Genomic DNA, 13,423 nt, shown 5'->3' with positions numbered 1-13,423 from the left:
CCTCAAGGTGCCAGCAGGTAACCGCTGCGGTACGCGTTGGTGCCGGCGATGTGGGCGATGACCATGCCCGCCGTCGCCATGCGCCGTACCGTGCGGGCATAGAGCAACCCGGCGTTGGCGCAGTGGATAGGCGTGACGCTGTCGCCGATGGGGTCGATGATTTCTGCCACCAGTTGCCCAGCCTCCAGGTATTCGCCGGGCAGGGCAATGAACACCAGCAGGCCACCCACCGGGGTTTGCACCGGTTCCACGGCGGCCAGGGGCGTAGCCGGGTAGGGTAGCTCCGGCAACGGCGCAGGTTCGCCGCTGATGGCACCCTGGTGGGTCAGGTAGTCGATCACCGCCAAACAGTCGAGGCTGGCGAGGCCGTGGTTGACGTCGCCCTGGCCGCGCAATTCAACGGTCACCGCGATGGCGCCCAGGGGAATGGCGAAGCGCTCGCCAAAGCGTTCCTGCAACTGCAACCACACCAAACTGAAGCACTCGTCGAACGATTGCCCGCCCGAGTCGCTCGCCAGCAGGCTGGCCTCGGCGCCGATGTAGCGGGCCAGCGGTTCGATCTGCGCCCAGGCTTCGGGTGTGGTGTAGAGGTGGGCCACGGCTTCGTAGTCGCAATGCAGGTCTAACACGATGTCGGCGTCGCAGGCCAATAGTTGCAGGGTCAGGCGCTGGGATTGCAGTTGGGTACTGGCGATCTGCTGGGCCAGGGCCTCGCGCAGGGTGTCGCGGATCAGCCGCAGGTTGTGCCGTGGGTCATCGTTGAGGCGCTCCTCGACCCGGTTGCCGACCTCTTCGCCCAGGTCGGCGAAGTAGCGATTGAAGTTGTGCCCGCTCTCGAGCTCGTAACGGCCCAACGGCACGTCCATCAGCACTTGCGCCAGGCCGATGGGGTTGGCCACCGGCACCAGGACGATTTCGCTGCGCAGGCGGTCCTGCTTTTCCAGTTCGCCCAGGCGCTGCTTGAGGTGCCAGGCCAGCAGCATGCCGGGCAGTTCATCGGCGTGTAGGGACGCTTGAATATAGATTTTGCCGCCCCCCTCGGGCCCGAAGTGGAAGCTGTCGATCTGCCGCGCAGTGCCGGGCAGTGGGGCAAGCAGGTGCTGGATCTGGTGGCGCATATGCTCAAAGTCCTCATGAATCGGCCTGGCGGTAGATGCCCAGGGGTCGAGTGGGTGTACGCCCTATGGGAGCAGGCTCCCACAGGTTGTTGCCTTTTCCCTTACTTGCCTGGCACCAACGTCAAGCGCGCCTTGCCGTAGGCACGCTCAAAATTCTGCGGTTGCAGCGGCAGGCTCTGGTACTGGCCCTTGAACCACGGGTCGAGGCCATTAAGGGCATTCGGGCTGGTCGGGTTGCCGGATTGGCCGCCCGCGTTCTGCACCATCAAGGGTTCCGGTTGGCCGAAATCGACGATAAAACGCACCGCCGACGCCCGCGTAGTGTTGAAGTCCTGGCCCCAGGCGTAGGCCGCAGCGTTCAGCGTATTGTGGTCGCCCCCCGCCGCGTGCGGGCCACGCACGGTTTGGCCGTTGGCGTTTTTCCACTCATAAGCGTGCAGCTTGCCCCACTGCCAGGCCTTGCGGTCGGCGCCCATGCGTTGCGTGCCGGCGTCGATGGCCGCCGCCAGGCTGCGGGCGAGGATCGCCGGTTTGTCTTCCGTGCTGGGGGTACGGGTGTCGTCCCAGAAGGGGCTGTCTTCGCGGCCCAGCAAGTGGTCGGCCTGGGCTGGGTAAGACAGGCTGGCGCTGGCGACAAACGCCTGCCACGCCGGGCTGGATTCGGGGCCCAGTTCGTCGAGGAAGATCTGCCGTGCACTTTCTTGCAGAAATAGTTCGTAGATCGCCGCGTCGGCCGACACCGGGCTGAGCCGGCCGTCGAACGCCAGCAAGCGGCTCAATGCCTCCCGCGCCTTGGCGCGCTGGGCTTCGGGCAGGGCATCGATGGCGTGCTTGAGCGGCTGGGCCATGCCCGGCGCCTCGAAGACTTTTTTCAGCTTGGCGGCGAAGGGCGTGGTCTGGTCGTACTGCATGGCGATCAGGCTGCGGCTGTCATGCTTGCCCGTGCCCGCCAGGGCGGCGAGGCGCTCGCCCCGTTCCGGTGCACTCCAGGAGTTGGACAACTGCATGCCGTAACCCTGGGGGATGACCCGTTGGTTGGCCGCGCCGAGCCAGCCCTGGGCCGGGTCTTGGTCGTAGGGGTGCAGCATCGGGTCGGCGTAACCGTCCCAGTCGTAGCGCCCCTCCCAGCCTGGCGAGGGCACGAGGCCCTGGCCGTCGCGGCGGTTGGGGAAGCGCCCGGTGACCTGCCAGCCGATGTTGCTGGCATCGGCAAACACCATGTTCAGGGCGATGGCGCGGATTTCCCGGCTGGCGTCCGAGGCTTTCTCGACATTGGGCGCGCGGGACAGGTCGAAGAACGCGTCCAGGCTCTTGTCGTCCTTGAGGCTCGGGGCTTGCAGGGCCAAGCCGTAGCCGCCGACGCTATTGAGAAGGGCGCCGTGGCGGGTTTCGTAGAGGGGCTCGCGAATCGGCCGCTGGCCTTTGACGAAATAGGTTTCGTTGCGCACCGCCGCGTTCAGCCATTTGCCGTTGGCTTCGTAGGTAAGGTTGCTGCCCTGGCGGCGGATTTTTTCCAGGAACAGGTCCTGGTTGTCGCCCATCACCGCGCTCATGCTCCACGCCACTTTGCCGTTGAAGCCGCTGACGATCAGCGGCAACCCGGCCACGGTCATGCCGGCGGCCTGGTATTTGGGCGCGCGGATCTGCACCGGGGTCCAGAGCGACGGTACGGCCAGGGGCTGAACGCTGTCGCTGGCCAACAGGCTCTTGCCACTGCGCGAGCGCTGCGCGCCGATGGCCCAGTTGCTGGCGGCGGCGACATTGAGCAGGTTCATCGCCGCGAGGCGGGCGCTGGTCTGCTGCAACGCGGCCAGGCCCGGCACCTGGGTGGCGAGGTTGAGGCCCTTGAGTTTTTCCGCTTCGGCGAACGGCAGCATCTCATCCGGGTAGGACGGCGTGAGCCAGGCCAGTTTGTCTGCGCCGACCCTTTGCGCCAGCACCAGGGTGGCGAGTTCTTCGGGCAAGTTCGCCGATTGGCTGAAATTGAGCAGGGAAAAGATCAGTGCCGAGTCCTGGGGTTTCCAGTAGTCGGGCTTGTAGCCGCTGGCGGCGAGGTCCGGCGGCAGTTTGTCGCGGTAGCGGAACAGGTAGGCGTTGACGCCGCGCGCGTAGACCTCGAAGAAGCGCTTGAGGCGTGGCGACGAGGCGTTGTACAGCTCCTCGGCGCTCTTCTTGAGGTTGACCGCGCGCATCAGGCGATCGCCGTCGAGCGCCTCGCTGCCGGCCATTTCCGCCAAGCGGCCCTGGGCCAGCAGGCGCATGGTGAGCATTTGCGTAAGGCGATCGCTGGCGTGCACGTAGCCAAGGGTGAACAGCGCATCGTGGAAGCTGTTGCTCTCGATCAGCGGCATGCCCACGGGCGTGCGGCGTACCGAAACGTTCTGTGCCAGCCCTTTGACCGCTTGCACGCCCGAGGTGGGCGGGAGGCTGTCCTGGGCGTTCCAGGACTGACATCCGGTCAGGCCCAGCGCACCGGCCACTGCTGCGGCAACGCCGAACCGGGGAATGAATTGAGTAAAGGCTGGCGAGGCCATGGCGGAACTCCTACGCGGGGTGGTGCGAATAAAGGCGCTACGTTAGTGAGCGGCAGGAGCCTGCGCAAGCAGGGGCGCAGGTTATTTCGTGGCGGGAGAATCAGGCCCAGCATGCGCCCGGTGGCAGCGAGCCGGCTCGCGATGGCGGCGGGCTCGGCCCCGCTGCGTCAACAGAGAGCCGCTCTCACGAGCCGGCTCGTTCCCACAGGGGAGAGGTGTTTAAGGCCTCACGCGCCGTGGCATTTTTTGAATTTCTTGCCGTTTCCGCAGGGGCAAGGGTCGTTGCGGCCGACGTCTTTGAGGGCGTTGCGCACCGGCTCCTGGTGGGCGTGGCCGCAGTTCGGGCCGTGGACGTGGCCATGCTCGTGTTGATGCTCGTGGTCGTGATTGCAATCAGGGCCGTGGACGTGAGGGGTTTGGGTCATGGGGGGTTACTCCGCAGGAAAAATCGGCGGCGATTATCGCGCCAATGTACGGCGCGTGCACGCTGGGCATGAGGAATAATCCGCCGCCGCGGTTTCAGGGTGTGAAATAGCTGGCGCAGCACTTCTTGAATTTCTGCCCGCTGGCACAGGGGCAGGCGTCGTTGCGCCCGGCCTTGAGCACTACGGTGGGGTCGATGAAGTACCAGCGCCCATTGTTTTGTACGAAAGAGGAACGTTCGCGGTGGCTGTGTTCGCCGCTGTCGTCGTGCCAGCGGGCGGTGAAGGTGACGAAGGCGTGTTCCGGTTGGCCGCCGAATACTTCGCGGCTTTCCACCTCCAGGCCCAGCCAGGTGCTGCCCGCGCTCCAGTCGGCCATGGCCTGGCGGTCCAGGCCTGCTTGCTGGGCAGGCAGGGTGGTGGCCACCAGGTAATCCACCAGGCCCAGCACGTAGGCGCTGTAGCGCGAGCGCATCAGGGCCTCGGCGCAGGGCGCGGGTTGGCCCGCGTGATAGTGGCCGCAGCAGGCGTCGAGCAGGGTGCCGCTGCCGCAAGGGCAAATCGAAGTACTCATCGTATTACCACCAATACTTGCCGAAGTTTTCCGGGTTTGCCCAGAATCGCGCGTTGAGCCAGTCGGGCACTTGCTTGTAGTCAAGCAGATCGTAGGTAAACAGGGTCAGCACCTGTGCCTCGCGCTCGAAACGCTCGCTGGCTTGCAGGGCCAGGGAGAAAAAGTCCGTCTCTTGCCAGCCGCAGGCCGAAAGGTCCGCCAGCACGGCGATGCGGCTGGCGTTGAGGTTGCGGATGCCACCCAGCAGGTTCAGGCCATCGCGCTTGGGCAGGTGTTCGAGGCAGTCGAGCACCAGGGCCAGGTCAAAGCGTTGGCCGGCCAGGTCGGCGGGCAATGGCCCGGGTTGAGCTTGGGCGATGGTGCAGCCGGGGTGGGCCTGGCGGAACGCGGCCAGGGCCGGGAAGTCGCCAGCGCCGACCAACAACAGGCGCTGCGGGGCGTAGCGGGCGAGCAAGGCCGCCAGGGCCTGCTGGGGCGTGCGCGAAGAAATACCTGCGGTCATTGAAGTTCCTCGGTCAGAGCGGGCAAGACTAGCGCGGCGCAGGGCCAGGGCCTAGGGGTAGGGGGCAAATAGCGGCCCGGGCTATACGCCTGTGGGAGCAACTGTCTTACCCCTGCCATTCGCCACCGCCACTGCGTGCCGCCATCGCGAGCAGGCTCGCTCCCACAGAGGAAAAATGAAAATCTCGCCCGCACCACCGTTCAACTGTAGGAGCGGGCCTTGCCCGCGATGAGGCAGGGGCAGGCGATGCACGTCTGGCGGCGGTATGCCGCCATCGCGAACAAGCGCTCCTACAAGGGGCGTCATCCACAGCGCTGGTCTCTAACCGGCACACCCCCATGAACACGGGGTGAGGTCGTTGATGGCCTATTGCTGGCGGATATTAAAAGGGCAGTCTTTACTGCCTGAATCGGTTTTAAGCCGATCCCTCAGGAGAGCACTCGATGAGCATCATTCGCACAGCACTTCCCTTGGTTCTGCTAACCAGTGTGTTGACTGGTTGCGCAGGTTTGCAGAAAACCGACTGGCCAACCTGCGCCGCCGTTGGTGGTGTGGTGGGCGCGGGCCTGGGGGCGACGGAAAGCACGTCCTGGGCCGGCGGTGGCGCGCTGGTGGTGGGCGGCTTGGCGGCGGCCTATTGCTGGGTTCATGGCGATGGCGACGAGGACGGCGACGGCGTGCCGGACAGCCGCGACAAGTGCCCGGGCACGCCTAAAGGGGTGCAGGTCGATGCCAATGGTTGCCCGCCAGAACCGGTCGCGGTGGTGGTCGAGGAAGTGGTGGTGGTCAAGGAAGAAACCATCGTGATCCGCGATGTGCTGTTCGAGTTCGACTCGGCGCGCCTCACCAGCGCCGACAAAACCAAGCTCGACACCATCGCCACGCGCCTCAAGCAAGAAGCGCCGAGCGCCCAATTGCGGGTCAGCGGCCACACCGACAGCGTGGGCAGCGACGCCTATAACCAGAAACTCTCGGAAAAACGCGCCCATTCGGTAACCGAGTACCTGATCGGCGCGGGTGTGCCGCGCAGCAACTTTGTCTCGGTGGTCGGTGCCGGTGAGAGCCACCCGGTGGCGGATAACAAAACCGCCGACGGCCGTGCCTCGAACCGCCGCGTGGAAATCCAAATCAACCGCTAGAAGCCAATCAAACCGCGGCTTGTGTAGTCGCGGATGCGGGTCTTTACTCCTGTGTGACCGGTATGGGCCGGTAACACAGGAGCATTCAAAATGAGAGTTTTCTCACGAGTCGCGTTACCGGTTCTTCTGCTGAGCAGCCTACTGACAGGTTGCGCAACCCACAGCGATGGCACAGCCCCCCTCAATCAACGCACCTGGCCGATTTGCAGCCTGCTCGGTGGCCTGGTGGGCGGCGGCTTGGGCGCGATAGAAAGCAGCGCCTGGGCGGGCGGCGGCGCGGCGTTGGGCGTCTTGGCCGGTGGCCTGATTTGCTATGCCCAGGATGGCGATGAAGACAGCGACGGTGTGTTCGACCGCCGCGACAGTTGCCCCGACACCCCGCAAAATACCGAAGTGGACAACCGCGGTTGCCCGGTCCCGCAGTACCCGGCCAGCGTCAAACCGGCCGAACCGGTGGCACCGCAGAGTGAAGTCATCACCCTCAGCGACCAGGGCGATGTGCTGTTTGCCTTCGATTCCGCCGAGTTGACCTCCGCCGCCCGCGGCACCCTGACGGCATTGATGAGCAAGCTCAACAACGCCGACGTGGTGAGCATCAAGGTGGTTGGCCACACCGACAGCCAGGGCAGCGACGCCTATAACCAAAAACTCTCGGAGCGCCGCGCCAGCAGCGTCGCCGCGTTCCTCCTCAGTAATGGCCTGGCGCCAGAGAAACTCACCAGCCAAGGCCTGGGCGAGAGCCAGCCAGTGGCCGACAACAGCACTGAAGAAGGGCGTGCGCAAAACCGCCGCGTGGAATTGCAGATAGGCCGTTGACTGCTCTATAAAGGCAGGGCCGCCGGGCCGGGATGGGCCGGTGGCCCAATGCTCTATTCGAGAATTATTTGCATTAAGTGCTGGCAAATTTGCATCAGACGCCGATACTGTGCGCGCCAATAAAACCGCTCAAATCAACAAGGGGGGCGCATGAAAGTGTTCTGGGGGCTGGGTAAATGCTTGACCTTAGTGTTCTGGCTGGTGGTGCTGTTCAACCTGCATCAACCGCTGATTAACCCGTTCGACGTACTGGTCAGCCTAGCGGGCAGCCTGTTGCTGCTGACCCATGTGTTGGAACTCGTGCTGTTCAATGGCAGCCTCAAAGGCCGCCGCCACCCTTGGCGTGACCGCTTGCAGATCTTGCTGGTGGGCATTTTCCATATCCAAACCCTTCCGGCCCCGGCCGTGACCGAGGCCCACCATGCGTAACCTGTGTTTGCTTGCCGCCCTTTGCAGCCCGTTGGCCTTCGCCCAGTCGGTGACGGTGCAACCCAACTCCCTACTGCGCCTGCCCAATACCACCAGCACCCTGCAATTGGAACGCCTGGACGTGGCGGACTACGCCACCCTGCTGATCCCGGCCAACGTGACCCAGGTCGAGGTGGGCCAGTTGCACCTGGGCCACGAAGCACGCATCGCTATCGTGCCCGCCGAGCAGGGCCTGCAACTGCGGGTGGCCCATGCGCAATTGGGCACTGGCAGCCAGATCACTTCGCGGGGCGCGCCGGGCAACTACCTTAAAGCGGCCAAACCGGGGCGCAACCTGGAGCTGCGCATTGATTCGCTCAAAGCCGAACAATTGTCGGTGGACGCCCGTGGCGGCGCCGGCGCGCCGGGCTATGCGGGTCTGGACGGCGCCAACGGCAAGGCCCCGGGTTGCACCTGGGGCCAGGCCGGGCGCGGGGCCGATGGCGACAACGGCGGCGATGGCCACCCCGGCGCAGCGGGCGCCCAGGTACGCCTAGCGCTGCCCCACGCTTATCCGCAGGCGCAAATCAAGGTGTTGGTGGACGGCGGCGCCGGCGGTTTGCCCGGCACGGCGGGTAAGCCGGGGGCCGGTGGCCAGTCCAAGGGCTGCATCGTCTACCGCGCCGACGGCGGTAAAAGCGGCCGCCCCGGCGCCCAAGGCCAACCCGGCCCGGCCGGCGATGCAGGCTCAGTGACCCTGCAACGCCTGTAACGCCTCACAACCCCGGGCGTGCCGCCGCGATGGCCACCAGGCTCAACCCGACCAGCAGGTTGATTCCCACTAAGCGGCGGATCGAACCCAGGGTGGCGGCGCCCGCCGCCCAGTCCTCGGCCTGCACCGCTTGGCGCAACAACGGCAGTTGCAGGGCCTGGATGCGGATAAACAGCGCCGTCATCACCACGTACAGGCCCATCATCACCTGCACATAGCGCGGCGCGGTCTCGAAACCGTTGAAGCGCAAGTGCATCAGCCCCGTGCCGCTGATCGGCAACAGCACCACCGCCACCCACACCCACACGAAAAACCGGGGGAACACATCGGCCCACAGCGTCAGGCGCGCTGGGCCTTGCAGCGCCTTAACGGCGGCGGGGCGCAAGACCATCCAGGCGAAAAACATACCGCCGACCCACACCAGCGCGGCCAGCACATGGAGGGTGTAAAGAAGGGCAAAGACTGTCATGGGGGTACTCCGTTCTGCGCGGGATTAATTAGCGGGGTATGATAGCGGCCGATCCGAACCACTGAAAATTTATCCAGCGTTTTGCGCGCCCAGACAACCATGATTAGCACCGAACTCAAAACCACGATCCAGGGCGCCTACTCGCGTTTTCTCGAAGCCAAGAGCCTCAAGCCGCGTTACGGCCAGCGCCTGATGATCGCCGAAGTGGCCAAGGTCCTGGGCGATATCGATACCGACGACGAAGGCCGGCGCAGTGGCGACCCGGCGGTGGTGGCGGTGGAGGCTGGCACCGGTACGGGCAAGACCGTGGCCTACAGCCTGGCCGCCATCCCCACCGCCAAGGCCGCGGGCAAGCGCCTGGTGATCGCCACCGCCACCGTGGCCCTGCAAGAGCAGATCGTCTACAAAGACCTGCCCGACCTGATGCGCAACAGTGGCCTGAATTTCACCTTCGCCCTGGCCAAGGGGCGCGGGCGCTACATGTGCCTGTCCAAGCTCGACATGCTGCTGCAAGAAGGCCACGCGCAAACCGCCACGGCCCAGCTGTTTGAAGAAGAAGGCTTCAGGATCGAGGTCGATGAGGCCAGCCAGAAGCTGTTTACCAGCATGATCGAAAAACTTGCCGGCAATAAATGGGACGGCGACCGCGACAGTTGGTCCACCGCCCTGGAAGACGCCGACTGGGCGCGCCTGACCACCGACCACAGCCAATGCACCAACCGCCACTGCCCCAACTTCGGCCAGTGCGCCTTTTATAAGGCCCGCGAAGGCATGGGCAAGGTTGACGTGATCGTCACCAACCACGACATGGTCCTGGCCGACCTGGCCCTGGGCGGCGGCGCCGTGCTGCCGGACCCGCGCGACACCCTCTACGTGTTCGACGAAGGCCACCACCTGCCCGACAAGGCCATCGGCCACTTCGCCCACTACACGCGCCTGCGCTCCACCGCCGACTGGCTGGAAACCACCGCCAAGAACCTCACCAAATTGCTCGCCCAACACCCGCTGCCCGGCGATTTAGGCAAGTTGATCGAGCAGGTGCCGGAGCTGGCGCGCGAGATCAAGACCCAGCAGCAGTTCATGTTCACCGCGTGCGAGCAGGTGGCCGACTTCAAACCCGGTGAAGACGTCGAGGGCCGCGAGCGCCCGCGCCACCGTTTTGTCGGCGGGGTGATCCCCGAGCACATGCGCGAAATGGGCATCGAGTTGAAGAAGGGGTTCTCGCGCCTCACCGACCTGTTCACCCGCCTCACCGACCTGCTCAAGGAAGGCATGGACGGCGAGGTCAACATCGGCATCGCCAGCAACCAGGCCGAGGAGTGGTACCCGCTGTTCGGCAGCCTGCTGTCGCGCTCGCAAGGCAACTGGGAGCTGTGGACCGCGTTCACCGTCGAAGACCCGGACGACAACCCGCCCATGGCGCGCTGGCTGACCCTGGCCGAAAGCGGTTCGCTGTTCGACATCGAGGTCAACGCCAGCCCCATCCTGGCCGCCGAGATGCTGCGCCGCAACCTGTGGAACGTGGCCTACGGCGCCCTGGTAACCTCAGCCACCCTGACCGCTCTGGGCACCTTCGAGCGTTTTCGCATGCGTGCCGGCCTACCGAAAAAAGCCGTCACCGCCGTAGTCCCCAGCCCCTTCCACCACGCCGACGCCGGCGTGCTGCGGGTGCCCGACCTGCGCGCCGACCCCCGCGACGCGGCCGCCCACACGGCGGCGATCATCCGCGACCTGCCTGCGTTGGTGGAAGGCTCGCGTGGCACCCTGGTGCTGTTTTCCTCGCGCAAACAGATGCAGGACGTGTTCGATGGTCTGGAGCGCGACTGGCGCAAGCAGGTGTTTATCCAGGGCAACCTGTCCAAGCAGGAAACCCTGAACAAGCACAAGGCGCGGGTCGATGGCGGTGATTCCAGTGTGCTCTTCGGCCTGGCCAGTTTCGCCGAGGGCGTGGACTTGCCGGGCGCCTACTGCGAGCACGTGGTGATCGCCAAGATCCCGTTTTCCGTGCCGGACGACCCGGTGGAAGCGGCGCTGGCCGAATGGATCGAGGCCCGGGGCGGCAACCCGTTCATGGAAATTTCCGTGCCCGACGCCTCGCTCAAACTGGTCCAGGCCTGCGGGCGCCTGCTGCGCACCGAACAGGACCGCGGCACCATCACCCTGCTGGACCGGCGCCTGGTCACCCAGCGCTACGGCAAAGCCATCCTCAATGCGCTGCCGCCGTTTCGCCGGGAAATTTCCTGAAGTGGCGTGGGCCTTTGCGCCCACGCCCGTCTGATATCCACCTTCGCACGCTGGCCAAACCCTGGTCGTTAGGGAGAAACCCGTACCCATGATTCGCCGTTCGTTGCCCGCCGTATTTGCCCTGATGTTCGCCGCGCCCCTGTGGGCCGCCCCCCAGACCCTGTTCAACTTCGTGCGCCCCGCCGAAGTGGTACGGGTGCTGACCGAGGACACCCGCCTGCCGCAATCGAACGCCGAGCAAACGGCTGAAGGCGAGGTACTGCGCCGGGTGATCTTCAACCCCAGCCCCCGGCCAACCTTGCGCCTGGCCCCACAAACCGGCGCGTGGGACTGGTCCAGCGCCGAGGCCATGAGCCTGCGCCTGCAAAACGGCATGAACTGGGCGGTGACCCTGCACATCACCGTGCAAAGCAACGACGGCCGCACCTTGGTCAGCCGCATCGACCTGCCGGCCGGCCCGGCGCAGACCCTGCTGGTGCCCTTGCAGGCCACATCGCCCCTGGCTCGGGGCATGACGGCCGGGCCGCCGATGCCGATGACCGTGCAGGGCCAGCGCATCCTGCTGGCCAGCAGCGCCGGGGCCATCGACCGCAGCCAGGTGGTTTCGGTGGCGCTGTCGATGGACCAGCCCCGGGCGGCGCAGAGCCTGCTGCTGGAACGCTTCGGCACCCAGGACATGGGCGCGGTGGTCGAGGCGGCCTACGGCGCGGTAGTGGACGCCCATGGCCAATCCACCCGCGCACGCTGGCCGGAAAAAATCGCCAGCGACGAACAGCTCAAGACCCACGCCGCCCGCGAGCAGCAGCAACTCGACACCTGGCTCGCCCAGCGCCAGCAGGCCACCCTGGACCTGTATGGCGGTTCGACCGCCGTGCCGGCCTTCAGTGCCAGCGGCTTCTTTCGCACGCAAAAGCGCGGCGAGCGCTGGTACCTGGTGACGCCGTTGGGGCACGCCTTCTATTCCCTGGGGGTCAACGCCGTGGCGGCGGATGCCGGGCGCACCTACGTCGCCGGCCGCGAGGCGATGTTCAGCGCCTTGCCCGAAGCCGGCACGCCCCTGGCGGCCTACCACGGTGCAGGCGATAACCGTGGCGGCAACGGCGCGGATCAGGGCCGAGGGTTCAACCACGGGCGCTGGTTCGACTTTTATGGCGCCAACCTGCAACGCACCTACGGCCAACCCTGCCTCGATGAGGCCGCATCGTGCCCGCCGATGGCCTTCGACGAGCAACGCTGGGCCCGTCATACCCTCGACCGCTTGCAGGCCTGGGGCTTCAACACGGTGGGCAACTGGAGCGCGCCCGTGCTGGGCAACAGCGACCGCGTGCCCTACACCCTGGCGCTGTCCATCGTCGGCGATTACGCCAGCGTCAGCACCGGCAGCGACTGGTGGGGCGCCATGCCCGACCCCTTCGACCCTCGCTTTGCCATGGCCACCGAGCGCGCGGTGGCGATTGCTGCCCGCGATCACCGCCAGGACGCTTGGCTGATTGGCTACTTCGCTGACAACGAACTGGCCTGGGCCGGCCCCGGCGACACGCCCCAGGCGCGCTATGCCTTGGCCTTGGGCACTTTGCGCCTGACCACCGACGCCCCGGCCAAGCGCGCCTTCCTCAAGCAATTGCGCGACAAGTACCGCAACCACGCCGGGTTGTCCCAGGCCTGGGGTATCGAATTGAGCGCGTGGGAACTGCTGGAAGACCCGGGCTTCGCGGCGCCGCTGCCCAGCGCCGAACACCCGCAGATCGAAGCCGACTACCAGCATTTTCAGCAGGTATTCGCCGACACCTACTTCAAGACCATCGCCGATTCGCTGCAATGGCACGCGCCCAATCACCTGCTGCTGGGCGGCCGGTTTGCCGTCAACACGCCCCAGGCCTTACAGGCCTGCGCCCGGTACTGCGACGTGTTGAGCCTCAACCTCTATACCCTCAAACCCCAGGACGGCCATGATTTTGTTGCCCTGCGGGCGCTGGACAAACCGGTGCTGATTAGCGAGTTCAACTTCGGCTCACGGGACCGCGGGCCGTTCTGGGGCGGCATCACCGAACTGGCTCGCGAAGAAGACCGCGGCCCGGCCTACGCGCACTTTCTCCAGCAGGCCCTGGCCGAGCCGTCGATTGTCGGCGTGCACTGGTTCCAGTACCTGGACCAACCCGTTACCGGGCGCCTGCTGGACGGCGAAAACGGCCACTTCGGCCTGGTGGGCATCACCGACGTGCCGTTCCAGGGCTTTGTGCAGAGCGTGCGTAAAAGCAACCTGCAAGCAATCGAAACCCTACCGTAGCAAGCGCGCTTGCCCGGGCTGGGATGCGAAGCGCCCCGTTATGATTCATCCCCGGCACCATTGCGCAGCCGAACGCGGCCAAGCTCGCTCGCTACCGTTCCCAAAACCCTCCAAGGCTGGAACAATGCGGGCCACTTT

Annotated in this window: 12 protein-coding genes; 6 read left to right on the top strand and 6 right to left on the bottom strand. The window is 65.6% G+C overall.

What is annotated here, in order from left to right:
- Positions 1-2 precede the first annotated feature (2 nt).
- The 5 genes from AC19YR_RS00660 to AC19YR_RS00640 form a co-directional block, all read right to left on the bottom strand.
- Complete coding sequence (locus AC19YR_RS00660; protein WP_095108062.1) at positions 3-1,118, bottom strand: succinylglutamate desuccinylase/aspartoacylase family protein; 1,116 nt, start codon at positions 1,116-1,118, stop codon at positions 3-5.
- Positions 1,119-1,219: 101 nt separating this feature from the next.
- Complete coding sequence (locus AC19YR_RS00655) at positions 1,220-3,652, bottom strand: penicillin acylase family protein (RefSeq protein WP_500596759.1); 2,433 nt, start codon at positions 3,650-3,652, stop codon at positions 1,220-1,222.
- 227 nt (positions 3,653-3,879) lie between these two features.
- A complete protein-coding gene (locus AC19YR_RS00650; RefSeq protein ID WP_500596758.1) occupies positions 3,880-4,077 on the bottom strand; it encodes an SEC-C metal-binding domain-containing protein in 198 nt (65 codons plus the stop codon).
- Between the two features lie 94 nt (positions 4,078-4,171).
- Positions 4,172-4,648, bottom strand: a complete 477-nt coding sequence (locus AC19YR_RS00645; protein ID WP_095108065.1) for a YchJ family protein — start codon at positions 4,646-4,648, stop codon at positions 4,172-4,174.
- A 4-nt stretch (positions 4,649-4,652) separates the two neighbouring features.
- The gene (locus tag AC19YR_RS00640; RefSeq protein ID WP_500596756.1) at positions 4,653-5,150 is read right to left on the bottom strand and encodes a DUF6231 family protein; all 498 of its coding nucleotides are present in this window, start codon (positions 5,148-5,150) and stop codon (positions 4,653-4,655) included.
- 443 nt (positions 5,151-5,593) lie between these two features.
- On the opposite strand from AC19YR_RS00640, the gene AC19YR_RS00635 reads away from it, so the two are divergent.
- The 4 genes from AC19YR_RS00635 to AC19YR_RS00620 all read left to right on the top strand — a co-directional run bounded on the left by AC19YR_RS00635 (position 5,594) and on the right by AC19YR_RS00620 (position 8,285).
- Complete coding sequence (locus AC19YR_RS00635; protein ID WP_500596754.1) at positions 5,594-6,289, top strand: PA1041 family peptidoglycan-binding anchor lipoprotein; 696 nt, start codon at positions 5,594-5,596, stop codon at positions 6,287-6,289.
- Between the two features lie 90 nt (positions 6,290-6,379).
- Entirely contained in the window at positions 6,380-7,105 is a 726-nt protein-coding gene (locus AC19YR_RS00630; RefSeq protein WP_500596753.1) for a PA1041 family peptidoglycan-binding anchor lipoprotein, read from the top strand.
- A 150-nt stretch (positions 7,106-7,255) separates the two neighbouring features.
- A complete protein-coding gene (locus AC19YR_RS00625; RefSeq protein ID WP_095108069.1) occupies positions 7,256-7,534 on the top strand; it encodes a DUF1145 domain-containing protein in 279 nt (92 codons plus the stop codon).
- The gene (locus AC19YR_RS00620; RefSeq protein WP_500596752.1) at positions 7,527-8,285 is read left to right on the top strand and encodes a collagen-like protein; all 759 of its coding nucleotides are present in this window, start codon (positions 7,527-7,529) and stop codon (positions 8,283-8,285) included. The genes AC19YR_RS00625 and AC19YR_RS00620 overlap by 8 nt, the downstream gene beginning before the upstream one ends.
- A gap of 4 nt (positions 8,286-8,289) precedes the next feature.
- Here the strand turns inward: AC19YR_RS00620 and AC19YR_RS00615 are convergent, their stop codons facing one another.
- On the bottom strand, positions 8,290-8,754 hold the full coding sequence (locus tag AC19YR_RS00615) for a DUF2269 family protein (protein WP_500596750.1): 465 nt from the start codon (positions 8,752-8,754) through the stop codon (positions 8,290-8,292).
- A 99-nt stretch (positions 8,755-8,853) separates the two neighbouring features.
- Here AC19YR_RS00615 and dinG point away from each other — a divergent pair, with 99 nt between their 5' ends.
- Positions 8,854-10,998, top strand: coding sequence for an ATP-dependent DNA helicase DinG (gene dinG / locus AC19YR_RS00610; protein ID WP_095108072.1), 2,145 nt, complete (start codon positions 8,854-8,856; stop codon positions 10,996-10,998).
- A gap of 88 nt (positions 10,999-11,086) precedes the next feature.
- On the top strand, positions 11,087-13,285 hold the full coding sequence (locus AC19YR_RS00605) for a beta-galactosidase (protein WP_500596749.1): 2,199 nt from the start codon (positions 11,087-11,089) through the stop codon (positions 13,283-13,285).
- Positions 13,286-13,423: the final 138 nt, after the last annotated feature.

The organism is Pseudomonas sp. MF08817 (assembly GCF_059862705.1).
This window is presented reverse-complemented; position numbering and strand designations above follow the sequence as displayed.

Excerpts from the sequence above, each read along its gene's own strand:
- AC19YR_RS00655 (WP_500596759.1), bottom strand. The coding sequence starts at position 3,652 with ATGGCCTCGCCAGCCTTTACTCAATTCATTCCCCGGTTCGGCGTTGCC.
- AC19YR_RS00605 (WP_500596749.1), top strand. The coding sequence starts at position 11,087 with ATGATTCGCCGTTCGTTGCCCGCCGTATTTGCCCTGATGTTCGCCGCG.
- AC19YR_RS00645 (WP_095108065.1), bottom strand. The coding sequence starts at position 4,648 with ATGAGTACTTCGATTTGCCCTTGCGGCAGCGGCACCCTGCTCGACGCC.
- AC19YR_RS00640 (WP_500596756.1), bottom strand. The coding sequence starts at position 5,150 with ATGACCGCAGGTATTTCTTCGCGCACGCCCCAGCAGGCCCTGGCGGCC.
- AC19YR_RS00635 (WP_500596754.1), top strand. The coding sequence starts at position 5,594 with ATGAGCATCATTCGCACAGCACTTCCCTTGGTTCTGCTAACCAGTGTG.
- AC19YR_RS00650 (WP_500596758.1), bottom strand. The coding sequence starts at position 4,077 with ATGACCCAAACCCCTCACGTCCACGGCCCTGATTGCAATCACGACCAC.
- AC19YR_RS00660 (WP_095108062.1), bottom strand. The coding sequence starts at position 1,118 with ATGCGCCACCAGATCCAGCACCTGCTTGCCCCACTGCCCGGCACTGCG.
- AC19YR_RS00625 (WP_095108069.1), top strand. The coding sequence starts at position 7,256 with ATGAAAGTGTTCTGGGGGCTGGGTAAATGCTTGACCTTAGTGTTCTGG.
- AC19YR_RS00630 (WP_500596753.1), top strand. The coding sequence starts at position 6,380 with ATGAGAGTTTTCTCACGAGTCGCGTTACCGGTTCTTCTGCTGAGCAGC.
- dinG (WP_095108072.1), top strand. The coding sequence starts at position 8,854 with ATGATTAGCACCGAACTCAAAACCACGATCCAGGGCGCCTACTCGCGT.
- AC19YR_RS00620 (WP_500596752.1), top strand. The coding sequence starts at position 7,527 with ATGCGTAACCTGTGTTTGCTTGCCGCCCTTTGCAGCCCGTTGGCCTTC.
- AC19YR_RS00615 (WP_500596750.1), bottom strand. The coding sequence starts at position 8,754 with ATGACAGTCTTTGCCCTTCTTTACACCCTCCATGTGCTGGCCGCGCTG.